This is a genomic window from Dyadobacter chenwenxiniae (assembly GCF_022869785.1).
GTDB classification, from domain to species: Bacteria; Bacteroidota; Bacteroidia; order Cytophagales; family Spirosomataceae; genus Dyadobacter; species Dyadobacter chenwenxiniae.
Genome location: NZ_CP094997.1, coordinates 2,783,793 through 2,805,547, shown reverse-complemented (window position 1 = coordinate 2,805,547; position 21,755 = coordinate 2,783,793). Strand labels below are relative to the sequence as shown.

45 protein-coding genes are annotated in these 21,755 nt (G+C 42.0%); 6 read left to right on the top strand and 39 right to left on the bottom strand.

The window, feature by feature from the left end:
- Nucleotides 1-130 precede the first annotated feature (130 nt).
- From MUK70_RS11785 to MUK70_RS11770, 4 genes are read left to right on the top strand one after another with little or no spacing between them, the layout of a single operon-like run.
- Nucleotides 131-544 carry a hypothetical protein gene (locus tag MUK70_RS11785; protein WP_234652209.1) on the top strand — a complete coding sequence of 138 codons (414 nt, stop codon included), beginning with the start codon at nucleotides 131-133 and terminating at the stop codon, nucleotides 542-544.
- Complete coding sequence (locus MUK70_RS11780) at nucleotides 541-1,011, top strand: hypothetical protein (protein ID WP_234652207.1); 471 nt, start codon at nucleotides 541-543, stop codon at nucleotides 1,009-1,011. The genes MUK70_RS11785 and MUK70_RS11780 overlap by 4 nt, the downstream gene beginning before the upstream one ends.
- Nucleotides 1,011-1,517 (top strand): glycoside hydrolase family 108 protein, encoded by a 507-nt coding sequence (locus tag MUK70_RS11775; protein ID WP_234652196.1) that lies wholly within the window; start codon nucleotides 1,011-1,013, stop codon nucleotides 1,515-1,517. The genes MUK70_RS11780 and MUK70_RS11775 overlap by 1 nt, the downstream gene beginning before the upstream one ends.
- On the top strand, nucleotides 1,514-2,593 hold the full coding sequence (locus MUK70_RS11770; RefSeq protein ID WP_234652194.1) for a patatin-like phospholipase family protein: 1,080 nt from the start codon (nucleotides 1,514-1,516) through the stop codon (nucleotides 2,591-2,593). Before MUK70_RS11775 ends, MUK70_RS11770 begins: the two co-directional genes overlap by 4 nt.
- Nucleotides 2,594-2,845: 252 nt before the next feature.
- Here MUK70_RS11770 and MUK70_RS11765 read toward each other — a convergent pair whose 3' ends face one another.
- The 8 genes from MUK70_RS11765 to MUK70_RS11730 form a co-directional block, all read right to left on the bottom strand.
- Nucleotides 2,846-3,196 (bottom strand): hypothetical protein, encoded by a 351-nt coding sequence (locus tag MUK70_RS11765; RefSeq protein WP_234652193.1) that lies wholly within the window; start codon nucleotides 3,194-3,196, stop codon nucleotides 2,846-2,848.
- A gap of 62 nt (nucleotides 3,197-3,258) precedes the next feature.
- The gene (locus MUK70_RS11760) at nucleotides 3,259-3,408 is read right to left on the bottom strand and encodes a hypothetical protein (RefSeq protein WP_234652191.1); all 150 of its coding nucleotides are present in this window, start codon (nucleotides 3,406-3,408) and stop codon (nucleotides 3,259-3,261) included.
- Nucleotides 3,409-3,741: 333 nt separating this feature from the next.
- Nucleotides 3,742-4,023, bottom strand: a complete 282-nt coding sequence (locus MUK70_RS11755; RefSeq protein WP_234652189.1) for a hypothetical protein — start codon at nucleotides 4,021-4,023, stop codon at nucleotides 3,742-3,744.
- Nucleotides 4,024-4,026: 3 nt separating this feature from the next.
- Nucleotides 4,027-4,287, bottom strand: a complete 261-nt coding sequence (locus MUK70_RS11750) for a hypothetical protein (RefSeq protein ID WP_234652187.1) — start codon at nucleotides 4,285-4,287, stop codon at nucleotides 4,027-4,029.
- Nucleotides 4,284-4,448 (bottom strand): hypothetical protein, encoded by a 165-nt coding sequence (locus MUK70_RS11745; RefSeq protein ID WP_234652185.1) that lies wholly within the window; start codon nucleotides 4,446-4,448, stop codon nucleotides 4,284-4,286. Before MUK70_RS11745 ends, MUK70_RS11750 begins: the two co-directional genes overlap by 4 nt.
- 90 nt (nucleotides 4,449-4,538) lie before the next feature.
- A complete protein-coding gene (locus tag MUK70_RS11740; RefSeq protein ID WP_234652183.1) occupies nucleotides 4,539-5,186 on the bottom strand; it encodes a hypothetical protein in 648 nt (215 codons plus the stop codon).
- A gap of 3 nt (nucleotides 5,187-5,189) precedes the next feature.
- Nucleotides 5,190-5,513: a hypothetical protein gene (locus tag MUK70_RS11735; RefSeq protein WP_234652182.1), complete on the bottom strand. Its 324-nt coding sequence runs from the start codon at nucleotides 5,511-5,513 to the stop codon at nucleotides 5,190-5,192.
- Nucleotides 5,514-5,594: 81 nt separating this feature from the next.
- A complete protein-coding gene (locus tag MUK70_RS11730) occupies nucleotides 5,595-5,768 on the bottom strand; it encodes a hypothetical protein (protein WP_234652180.1) in 174 nt (57 codons plus the stop codon).
- Between the two features lie 51 nt (nucleotides 5,769-5,819).
- On the opposite strand from MUK70_RS11730, the gene MUK70_RS11725 reads away from it, so the two are divergent.
- Nucleotides 5,820-6,251, top strand: coding sequence for a hypothetical protein (locus tag MUK70_RS11725; RefSeq protein ID WP_234652178.1), 432 nt, complete (start codon nucleotides 5,820-5,822; stop codon nucleotides 6,249-6,251).
- On the opposite strand, the gene MUK70_RS11720 is transcribed toward MUK70_RS11725, so the two are convergent.
- From MUK70_RS11720 to MUK70_RS11620, 21 genes are all read right to left on the bottom strand, one after another.
- The gene (locus tag MUK70_RS11720; protein WP_234652176.1) at nucleotides 6,248-6,625 is read right to left on the bottom strand and encodes a hypothetical protein; all 378 of its coding nucleotides are present in this window, start codon (nucleotides 6,623-6,625) and stop codon (nucleotides 6,248-6,250) included. The two genes, MUK70_RS11725 and MUK70_RS11720, sit on opposite strands and share 4 nt — an antisense overlap.
- Nucleotides 6,626-6,772: 147 nt before the next feature.
- Entirely contained in the window at nucleotides 6,773-7,051 is a 279-nt protein-coding gene (locus tag MUK70_RS11715; protein WP_234652174.1) for a hypothetical protein, read from the bottom strand.
- Nucleotides 7,052-7,055: 4 nt separating this feature from the next.
- Nucleotides 7,056-7,202, bottom strand: a complete 147-nt coding sequence (locus MUK70_RS11710; RefSeq protein ID WP_234652172.1) for a hypothetical protein — start codon at nucleotides 7,200-7,202, stop codon at nucleotides 7,056-7,058.
- A gap of 26 nt (nucleotides 7,203-7,228) precedes the next feature.
- Entirely contained in the window at nucleotides 7,229-7,441 is a 213-nt protein-coding gene (locus MUK70_RS11705; protein WP_234652170.1) for a hypothetical protein, read from the bottom strand.
- 210 nt (nucleotides 7,442-7,651) lie between these two features.
- A complete protein-coding gene (locus tag MUK70_RS11700; protein WP_234652167.1) occupies nucleotides 7,652-7,897 on the bottom strand; it encodes a hypothetical protein in 246 nt (81 codons plus the stop codon).
- Between the two features lie 12 nt (nucleotides 7,898-7,909).
- Nucleotides 7,910-8,197: a hypothetical protein gene (locus MUK70_RS11695; protein WP_234652165.1), complete on the bottom strand. Its 288-nt coding sequence runs from the start codon at nucleotides 8,195-8,197 to the stop codon at nucleotides 7,910-7,912.
- The gene (locus MUK70_RS11690; protein ID WP_234652163.1) at nucleotides 8,194-8,463 is read right to left on the bottom strand and encodes a hypothetical protein; all 270 of its coding nucleotides are present in this window, start codon (nucleotides 8,461-8,463) and stop codon (nucleotides 8,194-8,196) included. The genes MUK70_RS11695 and MUK70_RS11690 overlap by 4 nt, the downstream gene beginning before the upstream one ends.
- 23 nt (nucleotides 8,464-8,486) lie before the next feature.
- Nucleotides 8,487-8,888 carry a hypothetical protein gene (locus MUK70_RS11685; protein WP_234652161.1) on the bottom strand — a complete coding sequence of 134 codons (402 nt, stop codon included), beginning with the start codon at nucleotides 8,886-8,888 and terminating at the stop codon, nucleotides 8,487-8,489.
- Between the two features lie 3 nt (nucleotides 8,889-8,891).
- Nucleotides 8,892-9,341 carry a hypothetical protein gene (locus MUK70_RS11680; protein ID WP_234652159.1) on the bottom strand — a complete coding sequence of 150 codons (450 nt, stop codon included), beginning with the start codon at nucleotides 9,339-9,341 and terminating at the stop codon, nucleotides 8,892-8,894.
- 108 nt (nucleotides 9,342-9,449) lie between these two features.
- Nucleotides 9,450-9,827 (bottom strand): hypothetical protein, encoded by a 378-nt coding sequence (locus tag MUK70_RS11675; protein WP_234652157.1) that lies wholly within the window; start codon nucleotides 9,825-9,827, stop codon nucleotides 9,450-9,452.
- An 86-nt stretch (nucleotides 9,828-9,913) separates the two neighbouring features.
- A complete protein-coding gene (locus tag MUK70_RS11670) occupies nucleotides 9,914-10,525 on the bottom strand; it encodes an HNH endonuclease (protein WP_234652156.1) in 612 nt (203 codons plus the stop codon).
- 452 nt (nucleotides 10,526-10,977) lie between these two features.
- Nucleotides 10,978-11,259: a hypothetical protein gene (locus MUK70_RS11665; RefSeq protein ID WP_234652154.1), complete on the bottom strand. Its 282-nt coding sequence runs from the start codon at nucleotides 11,257-11,259 to the stop codon at nucleotides 10,978-10,980.
- Between the two features lie 182 nt (nucleotides 11,260-11,441).
- On the bottom strand, nucleotides 11,442-12,083 hold the full coding sequence (locus tag MUK70_RS11660; RefSeq protein WP_234652152.1) for a phage replication initiation protein, NGO0469 family: 642 nt from the start codon (nucleotides 12,081-12,083) through the stop codon (nucleotides 11,442-11,444).
- Nucleotides 12,084-12,237: 154 nt separating this feature from the next.
- Entirely contained in the window at nucleotides 12,238-12,498 is a 261-nt protein-coding gene (locus tag MUK70_RS11655; RefSeq protein WP_234652150.1) for a hypothetical protein, read from the bottom strand.
- Entirely contained in the window at nucleotides 12,495-12,692 is a 198-nt protein-coding gene (locus MUK70_RS11650; protein WP_234652148.1) for a hypothetical protein, read from the bottom strand. The genes MUK70_RS11655 and MUK70_RS11650 overlap by 4 nt, the downstream gene beginning before the upstream one ends.
- Complete coding sequence (locus MUK70_RS11645; RefSeq protein ID WP_234652147.1) at nucleotides 12,689-12,946, bottom strand: hypothetical protein; 258 nt, start codon at nucleotides 12,944-12,946, stop codon at nucleotides 12,689-12,691. Before MUK70_RS11645 ends, MUK70_RS11650 begins: the two co-directional genes overlap by 4 nt.
- On the bottom strand, nucleotides 12,943-13,311 hold the full coding sequence (locus MUK70_RS11640; protein WP_234652145.1) for a hypothetical protein: 369 nt from the start codon (nucleotides 13,309-13,311) through the stop codon (nucleotides 12,943-12,945). Before MUK70_RS11640 ends, MUK70_RS11645 begins: the two co-directional genes overlap by 4 nt.
- A gap of 2 nt (nucleotides 13,312-13,313) precedes the next feature.
- Nucleotides 13,314-13,643 carry a hypothetical protein gene (locus MUK70_RS11635; RefSeq protein ID WP_234652142.1) on the bottom strand — a complete coding sequence of 110 codons (330 nt, stop codon included), beginning with the start codon at nucleotides 13,641-13,643 and terminating at the stop codon, nucleotides 13,314-13,316.
- Between the two features lies 1 nt (nucleotide 13,644).
- Nucleotides 13,645-13,851 (bottom strand): hypothetical protein, encoded by a 207-nt coding sequence (locus MUK70_RS11630; protein ID WP_234652140.1) that lies wholly within the window; start codon nucleotides 13,849-13,851, stop codon nucleotides 13,645-13,647.
- Nucleotides 13,848-14,087 (bottom strand): hypothetical protein, encoded by a 240-nt coding sequence (locus MUK70_RS11625; RefSeq protein ID WP_234652138.1) that lies wholly within the window; start codon nucleotides 14,085-14,087, stop codon nucleotides 13,848-13,850. Before MUK70_RS11625 ends, MUK70_RS11630 begins: the two co-directional genes overlap by 4 nt.
- Nucleotides 14,088-14,271: 184 nt before the next feature.
- The gene (locus MUK70_RS11620) at nucleotides 14,272-14,631 is read right to left on the bottom strand and encodes a DUF6283 family protein (protein ID WP_234652137.1); all 360 of its coding nucleotides are present in this window, start codon (nucleotides 14,629-14,631) and stop codon (nucleotides 14,272-14,274) included.
- A 352-nt stretch (nucleotides 14,632-14,983) separates the two neighbouring features.
- On the opposite strand from MUK70_RS11620, the gene MUK70_RS11615 reads away from it, so the two are divergent.
- Nucleotides 14,984-15,511, top strand: coding sequence for a hypothetical protein (locus MUK70_RS11615; RefSeq protein ID WP_234652135.1), 528 nt, complete (start codon nucleotides 14,984-14,986; stop codon nucleotides 15,509-15,511).
- Here MUK70_RS11615 and MUK70_RS11610 read toward each other — a convergent pair.
- The 10 genes from MUK70_RS11610 to MUK70_RS11565 form a co-directional block, all read right to left on the bottom strand.
- Entirely contained in the window at nucleotides 15,508-15,759 is a 252-nt protein-coding gene (locus MUK70_RS11610; protein ID WP_234652134.1) for a hypothetical protein, read from the bottom strand. The two genes, MUK70_RS11615 and MUK70_RS11610, sit on opposite strands and share 4 nt — an antisense overlap.
- A 237-nt stretch (nucleotides 15,760-15,996) precedes the next feature.
- Nucleotides 15,997-16,206 (bottom strand): hypothetical protein, encoded by a 210-nt coding sequence (locus tag MUK70_RS11605; RefSeq protein ID WP_234652132.1) that lies wholly within the window; start codon nucleotides 16,204-16,206, stop codon nucleotides 15,997-15,999.
- Nucleotides 16,203-16,493: a DUF1064 domain-containing protein gene (locus MUK70_RS11600; protein ID WP_234652130.1), complete on the bottom strand. Its 291-nt coding sequence runs from the start codon at nucleotides 16,491-16,493 to the stop codon at nucleotides 16,203-16,205. The genes MUK70_RS11605 and MUK70_RS11600 overlap by 4 nt, the downstream gene beginning before the upstream one ends.
- A gap of 44 nt (nucleotides 16,494-16,537) precedes the next feature.
- On the bottom strand, nucleotides 16,538-17,137 hold the full coding sequence (locus tag MUK70_RS11595; protein ID WP_234652128.1) for a hypothetical protein: 600 nt from the start codon (nucleotides 17,135-17,137) through the stop codon (nucleotides 16,538-16,540).
- Nucleotides 17,138-17,288: 151 nt separating this feature from the next.
- Nucleotides 17,289-17,567, bottom strand: a complete 279-nt coding sequence (locus MUK70_RS11590) for a hypothetical protein (RefSeq protein WP_234652126.1) — start codon at nucleotides 17,565-17,567, stop codon at nucleotides 17,289-17,291.
- A 382-nt stretch (nucleotides 17,568-17,949) separates the two neighbouring features.
- Nucleotides 17,950-18,585, bottom strand: coding sequence for a DNA methyltransferase (locus tag MUK70_RS11585; protein WP_234652124.1), 636 nt, complete (start codon nucleotides 18,583-18,585; stop codon nucleotides 17,950-17,952).
- Nucleotides 18,586-18,778: 193 nt separating this feature from the next.
- Nucleotides 18,779-20,176 carry a replicative DNA helicase gene (locus tag MUK70_RS11580; RefSeq protein WP_234652123.1) on the bottom strand — a complete coding sequence of 466 codons (1,398 nt, stop codon included), beginning with the start codon at nucleotides 20,174-20,176 and terminating at the stop codon, nucleotides 18,779-18,781.
- Nucleotides 20,164-20,346, bottom strand: coding sequence for a hypothetical protein (locus MUK70_RS11575; RefSeq protein ID WP_234652121.1), 183 nt, complete (start codon nucleotides 20,344-20,346; stop codon nucleotides 20,164-20,166). The genes MUK70_RS11580 and MUK70_RS11575 overlap by 13 nt, the downstream gene beginning before the upstream one ends.
- The gene (locus MUK70_RS11570; protein ID WP_234652119.1) at nucleotides 20,333-21,094 is read right to left on the bottom strand and encodes a Lin1244/Lin1753 domain-containing protein; all 762 of its coding nucleotides are present in this window, start codon (nucleotides 21,092-21,094) and stop codon (nucleotides 20,333-20,335) included. Before MUK70_RS11570 ends, MUK70_RS11575 begins: the two co-directional genes overlap by 14 nt.
- 2 nt (nucleotides 21,095-21,096) lie before the next feature.
- Nucleotides 21,097-21,681, bottom strand: a complete 585-nt coding sequence (locus MUK70_RS11565; protein ID WP_234652117.1) for a hypothetical protein — start codon at nucleotides 21,679-21,681, stop codon at nucleotides 21,097-21,099.
- Nucleotides 21,682-21,755 lie beyond the last annotated feature (74 nt).

The following is a 21,755-nucleotide window of genomic DNA, read 5'->3' as shown; positions in this document are numbered from 1 at the left end:
CTAAGGATAGAGCAGGCCTTGGTTGTAATAGGTTTCGCTGCTCTGTGCTGGCAAATATATATGTTGGTAAACCCTTAATATTTAAGCCTTTGGGCATGTGTTTTGTACGTAAGTTAATAGCCGCACAAGAATGGATAACCTGGAAAATGTTGATGATGCTTTAAAGAAAAAGGAATGGCCCAGGGCGACAATATTAATCATACTAATCGGGATTGCCGTGGTTTGGCTCTCTTTCAAAGATGCGATAAGCGGGAAAGATCAGGCAGAGAGAGAAGCCGCCATTAAGCTTGAACAAGTGCACGCATTTTATGCAAAAAAGATTGATTCCTTGAATACAAACTGGACGATCTTATACAATATTCAGGTGGACGGACGTATGCGGGATAAGGACGAGAATATTAAGCTACTTCGCGAGAAAGATGAGAAGTATAGCAATGCAGCAATTCAATACTATACTGAGTCGAAGGCGACCCGTATTAGAACAGAGCGGAATAACAAGAAAATAAAAGTTGTCGAAAGCGTGATAAATCCCGTAAAAAAATGACTACGCAGGAGGTTACATTCTCAATTTTAGTGGCGCTGGCTCTCAGCATTATGCCCTCGAACAATGGCAATAGCCAGGATGCTATCCGGGTTGAGACTTCATCCGAACCGGTGGTGCCGGAAGCCATTAAGCGCAAGGTGGAAAAGATAAAAGAAAAGTCCGCCGTAGAAGATTCGCTCATTAACAGGCTTGATGCGCCCGCTGAAATTATCAAAGAGGCGGTTAAGGAAGTGGCTCAAAGCTCAAAGGTTCTTGATAATACCAATCAACGCCTGGACAGGATTATTGTGAGCCTAGCGCCGGTAAAAGTCAAACGCAATAAAATGGTTATTACCGCGCACGTTGAATACAAAAAGCCAGTAGGATACACCGTGCCCGAATCAAAGCCGGTAGAATGGCCGCAGGTGTGCCCGGCGGAAGTTGAGCGCCGTAATTTATTTCAAAGAATATTTCACTGGATTAGGTAATGACATTCGAGAAAGCAATTGAATACGTGGGGCTGGAAGAAGGCGGCTTTTCATTGAACAAAAAAGACAAGGGCAATTATACGCCCTCTGGCGAGCTGAAGGGTACGAAGTACGGTATCTCTGCAAAGTCTTATCCTAACCTGGATATTAAGAACCTTACCTGGGAGAAGGCGCAAGGCATATACCTGCGCGACTTTTGGAATAAATACAGCGTGAATTCATTCCCGCCGGGTATCAGGCTATACTTGTTGGACTCAATAATCAATCACGGGCCAGCAAACGGGATTAAGATTTTGCAAACAGCAGCTGGCGTAAAAGCCGACGGTATATTGGGTGCCGTTACTTTGGCAAACGGCCAAAAGATAAACGCTTATGACTTTGCTTTTGCCCGTAGTGATTTCTATGTGGGGATTGTCAAACGGGATATTTCGCAGCTGGAATTCTTGAAAGGATGGGCGAGGCGCAATTTAAAGATATTGGAAATTTCAATCAGGGAGGGGATATGAATTTATCAGAAATAACAGAGCCAAAACGTGCCCTAAAACATGCTTTCTGTCTACCAGGGGGCGGCGCTAAGGCCGCAGTGCAATTAGGTGCGATTAACAGGTGTTTAGAATTAGGTGTAGAGGGGTCACTTTATGTTACCACATCTGGCGGATCTCCAAACGGGGCAATGGCAGCTATGCGCAAATACGATGAACTGAACGCCTTCTGGAGGCAGACAGGAGATACAGCCGGGCGGTTTATTTTTGAATCGTACCTGGCTCAGTTGCAAGATGGCACAGTTAGAGCTAATGTCGCGGCTATTCGGGATATATTGGCGGCGGGCTTAAACTTTGGCGATAAGATTGGATTGATCACTAAGAAAGGGCAACGCAGTTTTATTGATAAAATTATCAATAACGCGAAAGGCATTGATCATTTGCTGGACAACGCTCCGTTAAAGGAAACACTTTTGGCGCAAGTTCGCATGGCGGATATGAAAGCCGATTTCTATCCTACGTTCGTAAGTCTTTATGATGGACAATTACATTGCTACCACCACTCGCTTTTTAAAGACGACCGCAACTTAGCGCTAGCGGTTTTGGCATCCACTTCGATACCGGGCGTATGCGCGCCGGTTCCTGAAATCCATTTAGCTGACGGTACTGTAATTTATGACTGCGTAGACGGAGGATTAAGAGCTTCAAGCCCTTTTTCGCTTACCATCCAACACATTGATCCGGCTTACGATTGGGCGGCGTGGGCGATTGATAATAACAGCGTAAATCAACAATTAAATAAAAGTAAAAAAAACCTGGTAACTCAAGCCGGTGGCTCCGTAGATATCATGCTTAACGATGGGCTGGGCCGCGAAATTAAGATGACTAAAAAAATAAACGAGTGGGCTTTGAAGTATCCGGAATTTAGGGCAGCAGAAGGTATTAAGGTAGCCAAAATATTGCACATAGAAGCGCCATTAGATGCAGAAGGGTATCCATTATTAGGCTCTACGATGGATTTTCGTTCCGAGTGGATAGATAAGCGCATTGCTATTGGCTATGAGTCCGTAAATGAGTTTTTCAAGTTGGTTGCCGCATGAGCGCCGCCCTTTGTTTTGCTTTTGCTAACTCAGAGTAAAAATGGCGCATGATGTCTTGATCTATGCGGTCTTCTCTATTAAGGCCACAATCACAAAGGTCCGATCGTTTATGCTTAACTACATTTTGCTCATTGGAACATGCTTGGCAGGTCGATTTGTAAGTCATGATTTAGATGTCTAAAGTAGATTCAAATATAAAACATTCGATTTAGTTTGTTGCATAAAAAAAGGGGCTTATGGCCCCTGATTTATTTAAAACGAAATAAACTCGGCCCCACCACTTGCCAACCCCGACTTATCATCATCCTTTCCATAGCATATAATCCCTACGATTTCCAGTCTTTTATATTCGGGCACTTTCAAGAGTAGGTCTTCAACTTTCACATCAGTGTATTTGTCGAGAAACTCTTTGATTGAATCTGTAACGGCCTTTGCTCCTTCGTAATCTTCTTCCTCAATGCAATGAGATATGTGAAACAGAAATGTTTCCGCCCATTCAACTGGCTTGTCTCTATATTCATCAACCAAACGGAAGTCTACGTGCAGAATCTGCTGATCCATGAATTTCTTTATTGCGCGGTAATGCTTTTTGTCGAATGCCATGGTTTCATTTTTATTTATCACCTCCCTACCCACCAAAACTCCTCTCCTCACAGTTTTAGCCCTTACTTCACCCGCTCCCCATCCCGCGAGTACGCAAAAGGGTAAAATCCTGTCATTTTCGCGTACACGTCCAAAATCGAAGCAGCTTTTTCGTCCAAGTGCTCGTCCTGAATCTGTTTTGTTGGTTCTGAGTCTTCTTTTTTTAAGTCCATTGTTATAGATGTTTTATTGTGAAAATTCATTTTGTTTCCAAGGGGGGGGGGTATTTGGTGGGTGGTGGGAGTGGTATCCAATGGGTAGGCTGAATATACTCTGGAACGGGCTCCCCTCCTTGTGTATACCGAAAAGTCTCAATAGCTTTTTCGCCGGAAAATCCATTGACGCCGTGATAAATATCGCCTAAAATTAATTCGTTAATTGCTCCGATAAATCTTATTCTCCCCTTTGGAGCGGTTTCTATTGGTTGCCAGTTCTCCATTCCTTTCTTCGTTTACGTTGTTGGTTTATTGGTGGTGGGGCTCTTCTTTCTTGAAGAGAGGGGGTTACTATTTACTAAACATTTGATATTTCACTAAGCAAACTTCCCGACACTTGCTCTGCCTTCTTTTTTCTGCATATAATTCCATCGCCATAATCATCTTGAAACCGGCGGTTGAATTTTGATCAACGTCGGGGCATTCAGCTGCTAAAATCTCTTTGGCTGTAACAGGATCATCGCCTTGATCGTCCAGTAGATTGTGAATCTGAATAGATGCTGCGATAGGATTTTTTGACTTGATCGCCTCACGAACGATTGCCCGGATTTGTGGTAAAGTTGGTTTGCTCATATTTTATTTAGTAAGAATACTTGTTGTTTTTATTGCGTCCTTATCTGCAATAACCCATAAATCAGTCAAGGGCATATTTATTAATTTTTCCGCAGCACGATTAAGGGCATCTTGCGCCACGTCTTTGGCATACAACTCAGCTGCTTCGTAATTCATATCGTCCCAAAACATAGCGTCAACCGGATATTTTTCTTGCATTGCCCCCCAATCCTTAAACGACCTTCCTCGCGCTATTTCGTCACGGCAATCGTGAAATGTTTTCATTGTTTTACAAGTCTGATGAAGATTTTATTTTTAGCCCATTGAATATCCGCTACGCTTGCTTTCTTTGCGGTAAGTAAATAAGCACACTCAGGAATTTCCTCTCCCGGCCTCTTAAATTTTAAGGCAATTGTATTTAGTGGAATAATCCTTGTTTCTTTCATACTTTTCATTATACTTGCCACGATAATTCCTCGCACACCTCTGATCTTTTTTGATTATGCGCAATTTGCGAGGCTTTTTTATGCCCTATTTTATATCAGTTCGTTATATTCTTCAATCCATTCAGTCGGGATTTTAACGCGCATACTTACGCTGCTGCGAATAGCGCACTCAATATCTTTCAATCGGCTAGCCTTAAAAACTTCTCGCGGAACCAACGTTGGCACAGATGGCACGGTAGGTTTTACTTTCGCCCTGCTATTTGTAATTCCCACAGATCTAACCTCTGTCCGTTCCAGTATTTCATTGACCTCACGTGCAATACTTAACTGATCCCGAACTGGTCGGGCTTCTTCGGTGACAGGAATTGTTTTATCCCTACTATGACCTTTTGCATCTAGGATTCTCCCAGAAATCTTTTTAAGATTTAAGCGATGTTTTACGCGGTTCGTGATCTCTTGAAGAGAATTCTTGTCGTATACGTAATCGGACTTTGCATACAGCTTTGCCTTTTGCCCGTCCAATTTAAACGCAACCAATTCCCCTGCATGAAAAGCTACTGATAACTGCATTCCGATTGACTGACGGATTCTTGCTTGCTCTTTGGCATCACTAGGTGCAAAGTGATGAACCAATTCAGTTACGGAATACGCCGCCTTTTGATTAGAAAAGAATTCTTTCAGGAATGCTCTCCATCCCATAAAGTTCTTCTCTTTCCAAAAAATAGGCACGTGCGGCATAAGTTATCTTATTGAAGAACCACTGTTAAAGAAATCGTAAATACGATTAGCAATTTGGTCGATTTGTTCTGAATACTCCCTCTCTACAACACCAATAATTTCTAACACTTCAACTTCCAAATTGTCAGAAATTTCCACCTCTATGCACTTTTCTTCCAATCGGTAAGATAGTTGAACTGAACCTCTTCCCGTAGGGGATATATGTGGTTGTTGATGGAAACTATTTATAACAAATTTGGTATTATCAATCACTTTATCAGAAAACGGAAGCCCTCCGTAACCGTCCCAATCCTCTTTATATGTTCTATATAATTCTAGCTTTTCCATACCTCAATATACTAACAATCAACCACTTAACAAAATATTTTCCTCCCTATTTCACTTTTAAATATCTTTGCCTAAAAGTTGTTAAACTACGTTGGTATTATCAAGTTCGTGCTCGATAATAAATATGTGAGCATCCCCAACAATATCAAACTTGTTAGCAAAATCTTTATCGAACCACCAGTTGTATGATTCCATATCTTCGTCGTATTCTAAATATCTTCCGTCTTCATCTTGGATGTAAAATACTGTTTTCATGGTGCTTATAATTTCTGTTTTACTTTACCCAAAACTTCATCAACCTGAATAATGCCCAACTACACCCTAGCCGCCCACCTAATCCACTCCGGCCTTCAAATGGTTCTCAACCGGCTTGATTTGCAACCTGGGATGGACACCGTTGATATTCTTCGTGCTAACCTTACAATGCTCGATAAAATAGCCGCTGCGATGAAAAATAAGTACGGCGTGGACTCTGACCGGCCAGATTACGGGCAAGCGATTGAAATGCTTATGAGCGTGCTGGAGCAGGATGAGCCGGTTTACAATCATGTTATTGTTCATGCCAATAAAAACAATGAGACAATGTTGGTTACCAGCCGTGACGGCGGGAATACGTTTGAAAAGACCGACTCCAAAACCTTCATGGACTATGATCAGGCAATGGAAATGCTGAAAAGTATTCAATCCAATCATAAGCATGGGTTCTTTCATTTGGAGAAGAGGTATTGGCGGGGTTAGAGCTCAGGCTCATATCCAAGTGAACGTATAAAGTCTACCAATTTGAAATAATGTGCGTATCGCAAATGAACCCCGTTGTTAACTCCAAAGTGAATAATTCCGTCAGCCCAAATAGACATCGCGTTAATTTCTATTTCGTCGCTTGTTATGCCGAATAGGTTCAAACATTTACTATTTGGTACCACTACGGCTTTACTGAATGCCCACATCGGAAATACACATTCAAATACTTTTCTGCATGCTTCTTCATCCTTGTGAAGATCACTAAGTGGTTTATAGGGTGGATTAAATGACTCATAAATCAAATCAGCAGCCAACTCTTCTGAACAGTTAGCAATGGTGTTCTGGATTGTTTTTAATGTTAGTTTCTTCATTATTTCCGATTGATTTTAAGTTTTGAGCTTCACTGACACCGTAATCCTACTTCTGCCTTCTTCCCACTCATTATTTATTCCGTGCAAGACCGATTCTACAACATATAATTTCCGACCGATCACCAGATCCTCTCCAACACGTGGGTGTTACTGTTCTGGGAAGGGAAGGGGTCTATTCTTAACTGTTCTGGAAAAGTATTGCCCATGTGATTCAAGGATTGTATTGAGTGCGTCCCTATCATCCTTCACGCTTTCGTTGCACATCAATTCACACACTTCTTGCATAGCACTGGAAATAGCCTCAATAAACCATTCTTCTCCTTTGTGTCCAGACAATCCTAGGTAAGCCATGAGCATAAATTCCCATTCTTCGGCTTTCCTCCTCTCGGCCACAGCCTGCTTCGCTTGTTCAAAGGTGTAGTTCATGGGGTTAAAATTCATAGAGTATAGGCACTTTCTCGTAGTAGTGTGCGTCTGGATCTTGATCAACCCAGGATTTAGCCATGGATTCATCGAAAACCGCAAAGGGCGATCCGATCAGTTTTATTTTGCAGATGTAAATAAATTTCTCTTCCATCTTTTCTCTTCGATTAACGTTGTGAATTAGGGTGTTACTTCTTTTACCAGGTCATAGTAGCATTCACCTTCAAAAGCAAGAAAACGCCCATTAGGGAAATATTCATTCTCATCGTCGCCGGTAAAAATTCCATCGTACTCTGATACTATCTTCACATAAAAATAATTTCCTTGTAAATCGCAAATTTCAGGCTCTCTTACCTCATACGTCTTCCCAACTTCCAATTGTATCTCGCTCATGGCTTATTATCGCTTAAAAGATGAATACAATTCGCGATAAGAGTGGTAATTATAAATGGCACCCAAATAATGGGATAGAGTATTTGCATTACACTTTCTCCATTTACGCCTATAGGCGTAATACTTAATATTGATATGACGGCAAGAAAAGTAATACAACACCAGGATATATAATTTATGATTCTATCTTTCATCCTTTCTTTGGTTTAATTACTTGGTTACTGGTTTATACTGTTCGAGCATGTTTTTCATTGCTAATCTATGCTCATCAGAGTTTAAAGGATAAACCTTACCATCTATCTCAGTGCCCCATTGACCTTTTTCGAGACCAGCATCGACCCATTGTTTTTTGTAGTGATTAAGCTCGTCAATGTGCTCTTGCTTTGCAGTTCCTTCGTCAATAATTATTTGAAGTATTGCGCCTCTGATCCCTCCGGGTGTATTAGTCTCGCTCATAATTCCTCCTTTTCAAATTAACAATCCCTTAATCTCCATGTATCCATCCAGCTTAATGCAAACCGGCTGCTCTTCAACCAATTCGAGTATCTTGCGTAACTTTTGAAACTGGGAGTAGTGTATTAAGCCTTCCCAATCAATACTTCCGTTTGCAGGTTCAATCATAACACCTTCGCCTATCTCATCAATTGTGAAAACGTTGTTGGTGATCTTTACCAAGTGCGCTCCTTTCGCTGCAAGTGAGTTCAGGTATTTCAGCATCACCTTCGCACTGAATAGGATTATTGGGGTGTGCGTCATGGCTTAAAAGAGGGTTCTATCAATTCAACAGTTGCGGCCAATATCCAAACCCCCAATATTCCGGAATAATCCTGGTGTTTCTCATTAGCGTCTTTAATCAACTTTATCGCTGATTCAATCTCGCCTACCCCTTCTCGCTTGGAAACCGCTTTAACGATATCCATGTAAACCTTCACTTTGTCTGGATAGCTTTCACCAAACAAGGACTTCATACTGCTTCTCGCCTTATACATTTTGGCGGCTATATTTACGTGTTGTTCGGTCATAGTCGCTCGCTAGTTTTAACTGCCTATTTAATCTTCCTCTGACAATCTTCAATCACACTTACAATGTCCATCACCTCGGATTGAAGAAGGGTGAGGTTGTGATAGTTTGCCATATATTCCCATAAGTCGTGGTATGGGGTATTTGTTAACCATGACATGTCAATTTCAGGAGCAAGTGGCTCAATCCCGAACTCTGCGTAAGCGGCGTCGATTGACTGGCGGGTGAGCTGACGATCACTTTCTAGTAGATGAAACTTGTGCCAGAAATCTCCACCTTCCTTTGTTTTATCCCAAACTTGAAAACAGATAATTGAAATTTCTTTTTTGCCTCTTTCGTATTTTAACTGCCGCACAATGCGCTCAACCAAATCCGGGAACGCGGCGTATTTGTCTTTGTAGGCTTGGATTACTTCGGGTGGGGTCATGAGCTACAAACCAGAAAGTTTTGCTCTAACAATTTGACGGGCCCTCTCGGCAACCTGGTCTTCAATATTCATTTCGAGTCTTTTTTTGATGTATTCAGGCGTTAAAACATCTTTAATCGCTTTGTCTGCCGCTTCTCTTACAATTGCCCTGATTTCTTCTGAAAAGATCCTTTCGATTTCATCTTTTTTGATTTTATTTGTCAGTTCGTTCGGTACGATCTTCGTATACCATCCGTCTTTTACTTTACTAAAAAAAGTAGATTCAATAATAGGTCTTGCGAACTTTTGCAAGTCCGACAAGCAGGTTTCAACTACTGCCGGAACCATCGATTTAAGGTGCTTTTTAGTAAAATCCTGCACAACAGAATTTCTTACTTCTACTTCTAGTTCGGAGTCGCCGCCAATTAATCTATTTAGCGCTTCTAAACTGTTGATTTGAATTTTAGTTGACATATTCTTTATGAATTTTAATTGTTTCCTTATTTGAAATCCCTGATTTGAACCGTCAGCACGTCTTGCTGGCTGTGATTAGCAGGAAGAGGAGGATGGCGCGGGGTATTTTTAATCAATTACGATGTAAGGAACTCCGCCGGGTAATACGTCCCACATTTCACGAGGCACTAGAAATCTTAACTTCCCAATTCCATAACCAAGGCAAAAAAGCTGATCCATCGTTTCGTGAAGATCACACCACTGCTCTTCATTGTTGGTAATGCACATATTGAGAAAAGACCATCCGCCGCCTATTGAGCTCTTGAAGCTGTCGGGTAATTCCGAAAGCATGGATTCGATTTCGCTACGCTTTAAACTTAGCATGTTAATGTGAAGGTTGGCTTTCAGTTTAACCCCTTCGATAGTCCAAAGCAGTTCAGGATTATTGTGTTCCTTGAAAGAGCAATCCTCAAACATTTCCCTTACGTTTTGTGTAGTTAATTTCATTGTGATTGCTGTTAGATGGTGATCCCGAACCCAGGGCGCAGATAGCGTCGGCGCGGCGCGTATTACATTCCTAAACCCTAGTTCACTTATGCTTTTTGATAGCAGAAACGGTGCCCTTTATGCTGTTTTAGAACACCACTTGCTACTCTTGATACGCAAGAACCAATGAACCCGTCCTTCTCTGCAAGCTTGCACGACTCGTAGCTTGCGACATAGTTGCCATGCAGGTCGTAGGCGATAACAGGTTTTGAATTATGTACATCTTTGCCGACAAATCCTTTCCTATTACCAGCAGGTATCTGCAATCCCATATCATACGAATGCTGAGTGTTATGACTCACAGTACACCATTCCAGATTCTCTAAACTATTGTTCAACTTATTGCCGTCAATGTGGTTAACTACGGGATAGTTATTTGGATTGGGAATAAAAACAGTAGCCAGTAATCGGTGTACACTTTTAGTTTTAAATCCGTCTCCCAAATTCAACCGGTATGACTTGTATCCATTTCTGATGTCAATTTTCAAAATTGTAACACCAGTCGATCTTAGATGACCTCCTCTTACTTTCTTTAAGAATCCTTCTGTTTTGACGTGACCAAAACGATTTATCAAATATGGGCATCCCTCTTTGATTCGCACCCACCCCTCGTCCTTAATCCCCAATGCGTCAATCGCGTTTTTGAATCTTGTTGTCATTTGTTTTCAGGTTTAACTTTTTCAAACATTTCCTTATTCCTCGCATTATTCGCTCTATCCGTAACCCTTCGGTACTTTTCCAAGGCATCATAACGTAAGTGGCAAATCTGGCAAAGCGCCAACAGTCTATCGTCAGAAATTTCGTGATTGTCTTCATCGTGGTCAAGATGCGCAATTGTCAAAATAACCTTGACTGGCTTATATTCAGTCCAATGCGTACCCTCTCGCTTTGCGTCCTGCTCATTTCTAAACCAAATACTCCGAAACGTGTATCGACTATTATCGTCCTTGATTTGCAGCTTAATTGCGTAAACCGTTGAAAGGTGTTCCAGTCCACATCTCTCACATTTATTATTTGCACGAGACATTATCCTGGGCCTGATAACTTTCAACCACCCGGGCGGATATTTTGAATAATCAATTGGCATCTTTCATTGGTTTTTCGTCCACATCTATTTATTTTCAGCCAAGTATTCAGCTTCACTTGCATGAATAGCTTTACCCTTCGTAATGCGATTATAGTCAGCTTCGGTAACACACATAGTCTTTGGATGAAATGTTTTTATAAAAGCGCACAAATCCTCTGCTGTTGGCTCTACACATGATCGCGTCCATCTGTCGAAACACCGTTGAAAGTCGTCTTCTGTCAACTGGTGTAGAATCGCGAACTTGATGCCGCCTTCTAATTCAACAGTGATCTGTGAAATTTTTTGTATTGCTGATAATCCCTTCATTGTCTTAATCGTTTTCAGTTTTTATATCTATCCATTGGTGAGAATCCTTATCCCACACAACCCCGATTGTTTTAAGGTGGGCGTTCCATCGCGCCCAACCTTCTTTATCCCACCGGCGCCCAAACATGCGTGCTGTCCATTTAGCGTCGTTGGCGTTTTTGACGTTCTGCCAGGGGTTCACCTCAAAAAGGAAGATCCGAGTCGTCGGACTCTTCTTCTGCCATTACTGGTTCCTTCTCCTGCTTTCCTTGCGAACCAGCAATAGCCTTATATTCCTCAGACAGCGCAATCTTCTCCTGCAACCATTTGGGCAGTTTGTCGTAAACCTCTTGCTCAAATTCATCCAATGAAAAGAAGTAAGGCTTGTTGTGCGGTGTTGGCTTTGGCATTGATTTAGGCAACAGGGACGCCGAATTGATTTGAGCGTATTCTTTGCCAGACTTCTCGTTTGTGCCGTGACTGATGCTTAAAAGGCACGCTTTACCAAGCATGGTAGTAATATCCACGGCTTCGGCTTGCTGCTCTGTATATTTAAGGCCTCTCCAATTCTCCATAAATTTGCGAAGGCCTGCTTTTTCATGCATCGACAAAGTGAAGTTCTTCCCGGCGATCATCGGCTCTTCGCCTCTGGTTTCGTCAAATACTTTCTTTTCGTCAGAAAGCTCCCACACTACGCGCACCTGACGCTTCTTTGATTTCTCCCCGTTAAACTCTGTTTCCTGCGTGCCCAGGTCAACCATAGCATAACATAATGCCACGTGCGAGCCTGCTGGTAATAATTCATTTTCAAAATCCTGTCCGTTACTTTTTGCGATAATTCCCATGTTTTCTAATTGTTTAACTGTTCTGATTGATTTATTTCACTGTGACTATAATTTCCCTTCGTATCATAAATTTCAATTTCTTCTTCTATTTCCATTTGAAGCGTCCGCTGATGGGATTCTTCGAGTTCGCGGCATTCATCGGGTGTGAGAGGTGTCATGGCAGCACAGGTGGTGTTTTCCTTATGAGAGCTTTTGTAAACATATTAACCTCTTTGCTTTGCTTAATGCGCTCCGCTGCGTTAATGAGCGTTTGTGTGATGCAGTCTTTTGCATAATCCTTCATCGCTTCAACCACGAAGCTTTTGTAGGCTTTAATATTTTCTGCTACGTCCCCCATATCGTTTTCGCTCAATGATTCAAAACGATGTGATGCTTTTGCTTCGGCTTCTACCAGATATTCTTCTGCTGTTTTCATACTTCCTCTATTAAATCAAATTCCGTTTCTATATGTAAATTCATTCCGTTCTCCTGGTACCGGTCTTGCTGCTCGGGCAACTCTCCCCACTTTCCTACGTATGAGTAGATTCCTTGCGGGCATCGGCCGGTGATCGTTACGGGCGGGGCTTTTTTGTCGCGGGGCCGGTAGGTTTTGCCGACTTGGATTTTCACGGCGTAATGATCTCAGTGTTTTTAATGCGCTCCTTCCCGGTGAAAAAACAAACGCCGTCCCCTAGCTCCTTTGTGGCTTCGTCTGCTGCTCGGCTAAGCGTTCTGTTGGTGACCTCTGCTGCGTATTCCTTCATAGCTAAACCTGCGAACTCGGCGAACTTGCCATGCATTTCCTTGTGGTTAAACCCGTTTTCTTTGCACCACGCTTTGTATTGCTTGTAAGCCTGATAAAAGTAATCGTTCGCTGTTCTCATGCGGCGACACCGCTAATAGCCTCCAACTCACTGGTAAGCTGCTTAATCCGAACTTGCTTGTCATCTTCAAGTATGCCCGGTAGTTGCTCTTTAAAGATTTCCAGTTTGTAAGCATATTCATCGTAAGCGCTTCCTTCCATCCATTCAATAACGGAGTTTCTGTCATGGAATGAGAAGCCGACGCCGAAGGCAAAGTTTACCGACATTCTTCCCATCGTCACGAAATAAATGCTTTGATGGCTTTCCTCGTAGGTTACGCCAATGGCTTTTAAATATTGATGTAAGCCGTGTTGCTGAGCCATCTGAGCAAATTCCCTTGCAAGGGCTTCGATTGATTGTAGGCGGGTTGTTAGGGTTGTTTTCATGGTTAGTATCCGGCTTTGATCATGTCATTCAATAAAGCAAGCACGCGTTGTTTGGGGGTAGGTTGCGGGTACGGACTTGCGCCGTCATTTACACCAATTAGGCTGTATTCTCCTTTTGTGAAAACATAAATAGAATGTTGAAGTTCGCCTAATCTTCCCCTATATTCCGAGCAATTTGCAATTGAAAAATTATTATCATCACTACTGTTTAATCGGGAATAGTGACCAAACGCGCAGCACTTACTCTTTCTGTCTGTAAAGTCTTTTGTCGTCCACTGATCTTCCGGTATCGGCTCTAACAATCTCTTAGCTTCCTGTGCTATCGTTTCCATTCTACCGGTGTTGTTTATACGTTCCACTATTTTCCCTGTCAAACTTGGTGCTCCACCAGAAGCCGGCCAGTATTCCGGCGGCAATCGCAAGTATTATCCCGGCGCACGCATTCGCGTAAACTTGTTCGTCAGCCAGCCACATTAACACTTGTGAATAGCTCTCACCTATCCATATAAGGAGGTGTTCGATGGTTTGGGGGAGGGTCATAATGTTTCAGCTAATGCGGATTCTATTAATCCATGTTCTTCAAGTATCCTGCGAGTTGCCTCTGCTACTTCAATGGCGTATTGATGCCCGTATTGCTGCTCCCATACTGTGGGATCATCTTTGCTCAATAGGTATATCAGGTGTAATCTATTTAAGTTGAATACTTTCACTTCTGGATTAGACTCTATTCCTTTCCGGAACTGAATCATAAGTTGGGCAACGGCTTGGCAGTTCATGCTTTCCTGATTTTACGAATGATTAATAATGTCGCGGCGGTAAACACTGGCAGGTATCCTACCTGATCAGTCCACAAAAGAGGGTGCCGGCATATCCAGCTTAGTGCGTCCTTTGCGTAAGGCTCAACCCACAATGAAAAAGCAAGAGTAGGGAACCAGAGAAGGCGGATGATGGCGTAGGTTTTCATGGTGTTATCTGGATATGTTTAATACTTGGCAGTGTATCTTCGAACCGTTCATGTTGATCACCTACGACTTTCAAATCTTTGATGTTTTCGCATCGCATCATTTCCATCCTGAGTGCAATGTTATTACCTGGCCCAAGTTGATTATATATCCAGCCGACGCAGTGCTCTTCTTTTCCTTCTTTCGAATGATGGCATGCCATTGCTTTGCCTCCACTTCCTCTGAAATCTCCCGGATCTGCTATTGTACAAGACAAAGCTTTATGCTTATCTACATCATAGCCATCAGGAATATCAAAAGGGTTAGTTGATAACTTCCATGGGCACAACTTACATTGCTTGGTTCGCCTTAGTCTCATACCAACCGATCCTTTAACCATCCAGCAATCAAAAACGGGGAGAAAATAACTACCGCAGCGAAGGCGGCCACTCCCAGAATTGCACCAAAAATTAAATTCCCAATGAATACCATAACCGTTACTGTTTAAAGTTTCCCGCTACCGGCTTCTGCATTCGGGTGGTGCAGCTATCTTGGTGCGTTACTGTTTGTTTGACTTGTACAAATATAAATATTGTTGAAACATTATCCAAACATTATTTATGTTTTTAACAACAATATTTTTACTAAGGTAGATAATTGGTTGATTTTCAGGAAATGTTTTGAATTAATTGTACAAATTTTTAGACTTATCCCGTAAACAACCCTTTGATATGAGCAATACTGAGTCAAATTCATCCACTTATGGGATTATAGCCATTGCAATTTGCGTGGTTTCTCTTTTCACCATCCGACTATTCTTTTCTTTGTTTATGTTGGGTATTGTTGTGTTCGCGGTTATTGGCCTACTTAAAGACTCCGCCAAAATATGGTCCGCCGCTGCGTTAATATTTGCAGCGTTTCTTTATATGTCAGAGGCGAAAACATCATATGATAGACAGATATCAAAAAACAATTATTACAAAATCCAGTACAAGGTGATATGTGGTGGGTGTAATGTCACATACACTAATGAGAGCGGCGGGGAGGATAACTTTAAGAATCAGACAGAATTTTATCGAACCATTCAAATGAAAGGCGATCAAGATTTGCGCCTTTACGCACGAAACGACTACCGCGTCCAGGGAAGTGTTACGGTCGAAATATACGTAAATGGCGAATTATTGAAAAGCGAAACATCGTCAGGGGAGTTAGCAAGCGCCTCGGTTTTTGGTTATCCAGAAGATATCAATAAACATTAAAGTATCACCCCATCGGGATCAGGAATCAAGATGCCTAGCCTTATCTTCGCATCCATCCTAACCAGATCAATGTAAGCCCATATTTCCTCGTGGGTCATATCGGTTGTTGTTAGTCTGGCTTCATCAATGAACTTAACAAAAGGAATGTGGCGATGTTTGTAAACTTCATGCAGGTAAACAGGGTCGTGTCCGGTAAACTCAGAAATATATCCCATAACCACTTTCCAATAATATTTGTTTTCTTGCAAGCTACGCCCCTTAGAGCGCTTCTTTAACTTAATCACTTGTTCCCCTTTCAACTTCGAAAGGGTGGCGTATAAGGCCTGCTTTTAAAGTGGGTTGTCGAAGTTTACAATCAGATCCATTATTTCTTCCTTGGGATTTTGGCGATTCTTTCTTTGGTTAAACATCCGCAGCTCCGGACTTCTCCGCGGATCAGGGTTTGGTAGTCTGCAATTTTAATGTTCCCGCAGATGCATCTACATTCAATCTTTCTTCGCGACTTCACCGAAGTTGATTCGCAGATCACCGTCAACCTCCCGAACGTCTTGCCTATTAGGTGAGTTAAGTCCATTTAGAAGTTTTGTAAAAATGAGAATGGTTCTTTCGCAGTTCTGAGCGATTATAGGGGTAGTGGTTTTTGCCTTTTGTTCTTCCAGGGTGGCAATGGATTCCCTGATTTGTTGTGCGGTCATGAGAATTCACGGACTACCCATTCCTTTTTCAAGTACTGAATGGCAATGAATCGGAATGGGAATTTATCTGCTGCAACTTTGATTTTAACCAGGGAGTCGTCCTCCCATTTCCCTTTTACTTCGTGCACTTCCAATTCACCTGACGCTTTCAAAACCATAAAATCAATCTTGTAAAAACACTTATCCGCCAATCGCAGGTTTGCGGGTTCAAATTCGTACCAAAGTATCTCTCCGGCATGTTTCAATAGTTCTAGCCGCTGCGCGTACCTCGCCTCTGTTTGATTCATAGCTCCGGACTTTAATCGTCCAAGCGCTTGATAGTGTTTATTATTCATATTCTTTTCAATTTTATAGACAATTCATTGTACTCATCAACCCAATCAATAGGGATTGTCTTTTCGTCAAGCACACGCTGCGCTATTGCGGCCCGTAAGTCATCAACTCGCTTTTGGTTGTGTTCGGCGCGCGATAAGATTTGATTTGGTGTCTTGTGCTCCGGCTTCATTAAAGTTTTCTTGTCCTCAATGCTCCGATTTGCGTTAATTTTGCTGAAACCATGCTCCTTTTTTGTCGAAGGCACAGAAAACGCTTTTGGCTTCGGTCGGAGTTTTATAGACTCAATCATTTTTTTATTTCCTTCCTCTGACTTGAAAATGTCAGGCCTGCCGTAGTAATTTCTTCCATCGACTTTGATAGATAAAATCTCCTCGTCGTTTTCGAGTATTGAACATGTGGAGGCAATATTTGACACCACCCGAAAACCTTCATCTGGGAATTTTTCACAGAATTGAGCCGCTAAGTCTGTGGGACTCCAAGCTGTTTTTTGAGCATCAAAATATTGTAGTAAAAAGCTTTTCCATCCTGGGAAAGCATGGTGCCTCCAAAATCGCTCACGAACTTGAAGTTCTTTTATCCTATCGTATGGTTTCATTTTTCAGAATTTTATCTATTTGTAAGTGAGCAATACAGAACATGCATGTCACAAGCTCTTCTTTGTCTGTTACCTTCAACTTGTGCTTTGTTTGAGTGAACGCGCCCGGTCTTAAACATTCAGACCCTTTCATGTGAATCTTTGCCATTTATTATTCTTGATTTAAAGGTGTAACTAACGCTATCCGGCTTCCTATAAACCCTCGTTCAGTTGCCAGCAGTACATTTTCATGAATCCAAATATGACCGATCCGGCTAACAGCAATCCATGTGCTTACATTATTGAGATACTTACCGCGACCCCGACTATGGTGTATTTCTTCTGCTGGTATGCTCGGATATACCGCACAAAACATATTTTCCGGCTTGCTTAAAAATTCCTCCCGCAGCGCTCTATACGTTACCCGCTCTTTGGATAATTTCTTGCTCATTGGGCGGATTGGCTTTTTCTTTTTAGGCTTCCGTTTCTTTTTGTCGGTTCTCAGTGATTGGTGACATTTACAATACCCTTTGCCGAAAACAGGGCGCGTGCAATTAGTGGCCGTGCACGTTTTCATAACACCGGCTTTTTATGCTCTCTGAACCTTCCAAATTTTAGAACCTCCGTCTCCTTTAACTAGCCTATCAAATTGATTAAGATTGAGGCTGGATAGGTCTGCGTAAGCCAAGGTCGGCCTATTCTCGCTGTCCACAGATTTGACTATTCCAAAAGTGTATTTGAAAACTCCGTAGTCGTCAGATAGGTACACTTTAATTTTGTTTCCTACTTTGTAGGGTTTTAACTCAAATTTGTGATATCTCATGATTTTCGTTTTAGAATAAAACAAGCTGCTGTATGTGAGTCTCGAAGCGTTTGCAGCCCTGATCGAAATAATCCTTATCCAATTCACATCCGTAGAAATCGAATCCCATGTCGTAGGCGGCCACTCTGCTTGACTGAGATCCCAGGTGGGTGTCAAGTATTTTATCTCCCTGTTGAGCGTATCTTCCTAGAATCCATTTATAGAGATAATAAGGCTTTTCTGTTGGATGGAAGGTGTTTTGAGCTATCAATTTTGCTCTATTCGCGTTAACCTGCCTAGTAACCGTATTGAAAGAAGTCCATGCCATTTCGCCGTCGGACATAGTTAGGTCGTTTTGTCCTTTGTACCAGAATATCCACGCCTTCGTTGGTTTTAGGTATTCAGTAAAATAATTGCCACCCCATATAATCTGGTTCTTGCTGACCCGGAACAATTCAAAAAAGTACTCTTCTGATGGTATTCCATTATCCCATGATTTTTGGGTATGCGCTTTTCGATTATGCTTAGGATTTTTGTTAACGGATTTCTTCTGGCCGTCAATGCCAATTCCGTAAGGTGGATCAACAATCGCTAAATCGAAAAACTTATCTGGATATCGAGCCATCATAGCCATGTTATCCTCATTCGTTACAATGCTTATGCTCATGATTCAATCTTGGTCCAGGTTTTACACATCAACTTTCTGCTAATATCTTTCTCGCTGATTGCGAAGGCAGGGATAGGGCCGTCTCTTACGGTGGACTTTACGCACTTGCATTTAAGCTCAGCTTTTATCCTTTTGTCGGGTTGGTGCCAGAATACTTCGTATGTGCAGTCGTCAATCGTTTGGTATGTACCGATCATGAGAAAGATGTTTTGGCGCCGTTCAGTGCGTCGTTCCTATGATAACCCTTTGGCATTTCCACGGACATAGAAGCCGGTTCATACATTCGGTTCAATGCAACATTGCATTTGAGCAAAACAGGGCCCAACTGGCCTTCCCGGTTTTTGGCAAAAATGTATTCTATGTCGTGTGTCGGCACAAAGTTTTCCCCGCGAGATTCAGCTTCGTTGTAATCGTAATAGTCCTGACGGTAAAGGAAAATAACCCTAGTTGCGTCTTCTTCCAGTTTGCCAGAACTTTTTAAATCTTTTAGGATTGGTCTTTTGTCGCCGCGGCCTTCATTGTCCCGGTTAAGCTGTGAGAAGAGAATCAAAGGAATACCAAGTTGATTACCCAGGCGCGTTAGCTTCTTCATGACGCTATTCATCACCGCTGTTGCGTCAGAAGCATTTTTAACCATTCTATCCTCGCATAAACCCACATAATCCAGGTAAGCCGCCTTTAATCCATACTTGCGGTGCCAAGTTCGCAATGTTCTAACGATGTCGTTAATATCGCACGAGCGGGTATTGTCGTAGAAGTAAAGAGGGATTTTCTTTGCCTCTCCAGCCTTTTCGATGATAATTTCTTTTTGATTTTTTGCTAGTCGGCCCTTGGTAATATCACTCGAATTGAATCCGCTGGTGTTGGACATCATCCGGGCTACAAGTTTTGCCGGCCGGACTTCCAGGGATATTAAGGCGGTAGGGTATCCCACCATTGCCCCGTAAAATGAATGAAAGGTTGCGGCCACCGTCTTGCCCATTCCAGGCCTGGCAGCGAAAATAACTTTATCGTCAAATTCCCATCCGCCGGTGATTTTATCAAGCATCGGAAGTCCAGTTGGTATTCCGGTAATTCCGTTGGTCTGCTCACGGTTCATTAGATCAAACATTCCCTCTAGTGCTTCATCCATTGAAATCGCCTCCGTGTTCTTATTGCGGGACAGAGCAATGGTACTGGCCTCTGTTACCTCGTTCTCGATTTCGTCAATGTCATCATTTCGCTGGATCATTTGAAGTATTTCCAGTGCCTTAGTGAGCAGAGCCCGTTTTGTAGAATACTCAGCAAGTATCTCAGCGTTTTTAACCAGAAACTTCTCAGAACTGAATGTTCTTTTGATTTCCTGGTAGGTGCCAAGAATGTCTTGCCTTCCTGATGGAATTATCCGGTGAAGAATGGCGCTTTGCGAAACAACCGCTCCGGATGTATGTATTTCCATCACCACAGAGAAGAGAAATTTATAGTCCGGCTGGTAGAAGCAATTTTCATCCAATAGGTCTTCTACTTGATAAACAAGCTCAGGCCGGTTGCAGATGACCGAAAGGACATCCTTTTCAATTTCTGTGGCGTGAGGGGGGATTATTTGTTCCATTTCTTATTTTCGATAGCACTAAATAAATTAAACTGATCCATGGTGATGTCTCCGTCTGCCAGTGACTCATAAAGGATTTCCATTGATCCTTCGTAAGTATTTGCTTGTTGTCTTCTGGTTTTTGATTCTTCCATCATGCGACGTACTGTTCCTGGTTCAAGCTGGTTCATAGATGTCAGGGGAGTTTAAGTAGCGGCGAGGGGATCCATTCACTTGCGTATTTTCAGATCCCGGGTACTTCTTTTTCAATTCGTCTATGGTATCAACCCATGTTGAATTCACGGCTAAGTGCCAATCTTTCATTTTTGTTTTGGCTTTGCCTACCTTCCAGTCGTTATTTTCATAGTGCGACCAAAACTTACTAGCGAAGGCGGCCGCGGCTTTCTCAGAGGTTTTGAATTTCTCCTGGACGAAGGATTTTACATTCTCTTCTGATGGCGCAGTAAACTTCTTTTTTTCTTCCTTTTTATCTTCTAAAATTCGTTGTGGGTCTATAGATAATTTATTATCTATTATAGTATTGTTATGTACTGTACTGTTAGGAGCGTTACTAACGCTGTTGTAACGCGTTACATCTTCTGTATCTTTCTGATTTTCACGGTGTTGGTAAACTCGTTTTGCGGTTTTATTTCTTTTTTCGTCTATACTTTCGCTAAACTTTAGTATTCTTTTGTTGGAAGTTTCTCCATTGTTTGATGAAATAAGATCAATATCTTCCATATATGCCCAGCACTTTTCGAGTTTTTTGCCAACCTTCAGCTGCATTTTTAGGACGCGCGTATTGATCGGCTTTTCCTGTTTGGCTAGCTTCTCTAAGATGGTATAAAACAGCCCCAGCCCTTCGTATCCATACTCCATAAAGAGCATAGAAACTTTTTCATCTTCAAATGATCCGCTATCGTGGAGGAAGTACTTCATGCTTATTTATGTGATATCCAGGATTCATTTTTCGAGGAGTCGTATTTTACTTCCTGTGTTCCATCGAATAGCTTAAACAGGTTTAATTTTTTGCCCTCTCCGTACCATGTTTGTTCGTATGTGTCGGGTTTATACTTGTAATTGAAGATCCTATTGAATACTACCCCTTTGGCGGTGCTTTCATAGGTGTATAATCTAATGTCTAGTTCTGCCGACGCCGCCATGAAATCAACACATTGATCAATTGAATATCCTATTAAGCATGTTGACACATAACATTCTACGTTTTTGTAAATAGGATTGCTGCTGAGTAGTTGGTTGACGGCGTATTTGTATTTTTGCACTTGGCATAACGCCTCAAATGATACGTCACCCCTTTTTAGCTCATATATTGTTATGTGCACTTCCGACAGCCTGCCATTTTCGTCGGCAAAATCAAATCCTACCAAGTCTGGCGTTCCGAAAGAACCAAGCGATAATTGTCTGACGACTTTCGTGTGGTCGTAGATTAATAATCCCGAATCTTGTGTGTTTTGGAACTGCTGGAAATAAATTACATCCTCCAATTCTTTTTCTGAAATTCGCATTTAAAGAAGTGTTTACGTGTCCGAGCAAATTCATACCACTGACGGGATAAGTCATATCCGTTCATGGAAAAACT

Bases quoted from the DNA above. Each gene is read 5' to 3' on its own strand.
- MUK70_RS11785 (WP_234652209.1), top strand. From the start codon at position 131: ATGGATAACCTGGAAAATGTTGATGATGCTTTAAAGAAAAAGGAATGG.
- MUK70_RS11780 (WP_234652207.1), top strand. From the start codon at position 541: ATGACTACGCAGGAGGTTACATTCTCAATTTTAGTGGCGCTGGCTCTC.
- MUK70_RS11775 (WP_234652196.1), top strand. From the start codon at position 1,011: ATGACATTCGAGAAAGCAATTGAATACGTGGGGCTGGAAGAAGGCGGC.
- MUK70_RS11770 (WP_234652194.1), top strand. From the start codon at position 1,514: ATGAATTTATCAGAAATAACAGAGCCAAAACGTGCCCTAAAACATGCT.
- MUK70_RS11765 (WP_234652193.1), bottom strand. From the start codon at position 3,196: ATGGCATTCGACAAAAAGCATTACCGCGCAATAAAGAAATTCATGGAT.
- MUK70_RS11760 (WP_234652191.1), bottom strand. From the start codon at position 3,408: ATGGACTTAAAAAAAGAAGACTCAGAACCAACAAAACAGATTCAGGAC.
- MUK70_RS11755 (WP_234652189.1), bottom strand. From the start codon at position 4,023: ATGAGCAAACCAACTTTACCACAAATCCGGGCAATCGTTCGTGAGGCG.
- MUK70_RS11750 (WP_234652187.1), bottom strand. From the start codon at position 4,287: ATGAAAACATTTCACGATTGCCGTGACGAAATAGCGCGAGGAAGGTCG.
- MUK70_RS11745 (WP_234652185.1), bottom strand. From the start codon at position 4,448: ATGAAAGAAACAAGGATTATTCCACTAAATACAATTGCCTTAAAATTT.
- MUK70_RS11740 (WP_234652183.1), bottom strand. From the start codon at position 5,186: ATGCCGCACGTGCCTATTTTTTGGAAAGAGAAGAACTTTATGGGATGG.
- MUK70_RS11735 (WP_234652182.1), bottom strand. From the start codon at position 5,513: ATGGAAAAGCTAGAATTATATAGAACATATAAAGAGGATTGGGACGGT.
- MUK70_RS11730 (WP_234652180.1), bottom strand. From the start codon at position 5,768: ATGAAAACAGTATTTTACATCCAAGATGAAGACGGAAGATATTTAGAA.
- MUK70_RS11725 (WP_234652178.1), top strand. From the start codon at position 5,820: ATGCCCAACTACACCCTAGCCGCCCACCTAATCCACTCCGGCCTTCAA.
- MUK70_RS11720 (WP_234652176.1), bottom strand. From the start codon at position 6,625: ATGAAGAAACTAACATTAAAAACAATCCAGAACACCATTGCTAACTGT.
- MUK70_RS11715 (WP_234652174.1), bottom strand. From the start codon at position 7,051: ATGAACTACACCTTTGAACAAGCGAAGCAGGCTGTGGCCGAGAGGAGG.
- MUK70_RS11710 (WP_234652172.1), bottom strand. From the start codon at position 7,202: ATGGAAGAGAAATTTATTTACATCTGCAAAATAAAACTGATCGGATCG.
- MUK70_RS11705 (WP_234652170.1), bottom strand. From the start codon at position 7,441: ATGAGCGAGATACAATTGGAAGTTGGGAAGACGTATGAGGTAAGAGAG.
- MUK70_RS11700 (WP_234652167.1), bottom strand. From the start codon at position 7,897: ATGAGCGAGACTAATACACCCGGAGGGATCAGAGGCGCAATACTTCAA.
- MUK70_RS11695 (WP_234652165.1), bottom strand. From the start codon at position 8,197: ATGACGCACACCCCAATAATCCTATTCAGTGCGAAGGTGATGCTGAAA.
- MUK70_RS11690 (WP_234652163.1), bottom strand. From the start codon at position 8,463: ATGACCGAACAACACGTAAATATAGCCGCCAAAATGTATAAGGCGAGA.
- MUK70_RS11685 (WP_234652161.1), bottom strand. From the start codon at position 8,888: ATGACCCCACCCGAAGTAATCCAAGCCTACAAAGACAAATACGCCGCG.
- MUK70_RS11680 (WP_234652159.1), bottom strand. From the start codon at position 9,341: ATGTCAACTAAAATTCAAATCAACAGTTTAGAAGCGCTAAATAGATTA.
- MUK70_RS11675 (WP_234652157.1), bottom strand. From the start codon at position 9,827: ATGAAATTAACTACACAAAACGTAAGGGAAATGTTTGAGGATTGCTCT.
- MUK70_RS11670 (WP_234652156.1), bottom strand. From the start codon at position 10,525: ATGACAACAAGATTCAAAAACGCGATTGACGCATTGGGGATTAAGGAC.
- MUK70_RS11665 (WP_234652154.1), bottom strand. From the start codon at position 11,259: ATGAAGGGATTATCAGCAATACAAAAAATTTCACAGATCACTGTTGAA.
- MUK70_RS11660 (WP_234652152.1), bottom strand. From the start codon at position 12,083: ATGGGAATTATCGCAAAAAGTAACGGACAGGATTTTGAAAATGAATTA.
- MUK70_RS11655 (WP_234652150.1), bottom strand. From the start codon at position 12,498: ATGAAAACAGCAGAAGAATATCTGGTAGAAGCCGAAGCAAAAGCATCA.
- MUK70_RS11645 (WP_234652147.1), bottom strand. From the start codon at position 12,946: ATGAGAACAGCGAACGATTACTTTTATCAGGCTTACAAGCAATACAAA.
- MUK70_RS11640 (WP_234652145.1), bottom strand. From the start codon at position 13,311: ATGAAAACAACCCTAACAACCCGCCTACAATCAATCGAAGCCCTTGCA.
- MUK70_RS11635 (WP_234652142.1), bottom strand. From the start codon at position 13,643: ATGGAAACGATAGCACAGGAAGCTAAGAGATTGTTAGAGCCGATACCG.
- MUK70_RS11630 (WP_234652140.1), bottom strand. From the start codon at position 13,851: ATGACCCTCCCCCAAACCATCGAACACCTCCTTATATGGATAGGTGAG.
- MUK70_RS11625 (WP_234652138.1), bottom strand. From the start codon at position 14,087: ATGAACTGCCAAGCCGTTGCCCAACTTATGATTCAGTTCCGGAAAGGA.
- MUK70_RS11620 (WP_234652137.1), bottom strand. From the start codon at position 14,631: ATGAGACTAAGGCGAACCAAGCAATGTAAGTTGTGCCCATGGAAGTTA.
- MUK70_RS11615 (WP_234652135.1), top strand. From the start codon at position 14,984: ATGAGCAATACTGAGTCAAATTCATCCACTTATGGGATTATAGCCATT.
- MUK70_RS11605 (WP_234652132.1), bottom strand. From the start codon at position 16,206: ATGACCGCACAACAAATCAGGGAATCCATTGCCACCCTGGAAGAACAA.
- MUK70_RS11600 (WP_234652130.1), bottom strand. From the start codon at position 16,493: ATGAATCAAACAGAGGCGAGGTACGCGCAGCGGCTAGAACTATTGAAA.
- MUK70_RS11595 (WP_234652128.1), bottom strand. From the start codon at position 17,137: ATGAAACCATACGATAGGATAAAAGAACTTCAAGTTCGTGAGCGATTT.
- MUK70_RS11590 (WP_234652126.1), bottom strand. From the start codon at position 17,567: ATGAGCAAGAAATTATCCAAAGAGCGGGTAACGTATAGAGCGCTGCGG.
- MUK70_RS11585 (WP_234652124.1), bottom strand. From the start codon at position 18,585: ATGAGCATAAGCATTGTAACGAATGAGGATAACATGGCTATGATGGCT.
- MUK70_RS11580 (WP_234652123.1), bottom strand. From the start codon at position 20,176: ATGGAACAAATAATCCCCCCTCACGCCACAGAAATTGAAAAGGATGTC.
- MUK70_RS11575 (WP_234652121.1), bottom strand. From the start codon at position 20,346: ATGAACCAGCTTGAACCAGGAACAGTACGTCGCATGATGGAAGAATCA.
- MUK70_RS11570 (WP_234652119.1), bottom strand. From the start codon at position 21,094: ATGAAGTACTTCCTCCACGATAGCGGATCATTTGAAGATGAAAAAGTT.
- MUK70_RS11565 (WP_234652117.1), bottom strand. From the start codon at position 21,681: ATGCGAATTTCAGAAAAAGAATTGGAGGATGTAATTTATTTCCAGCAG.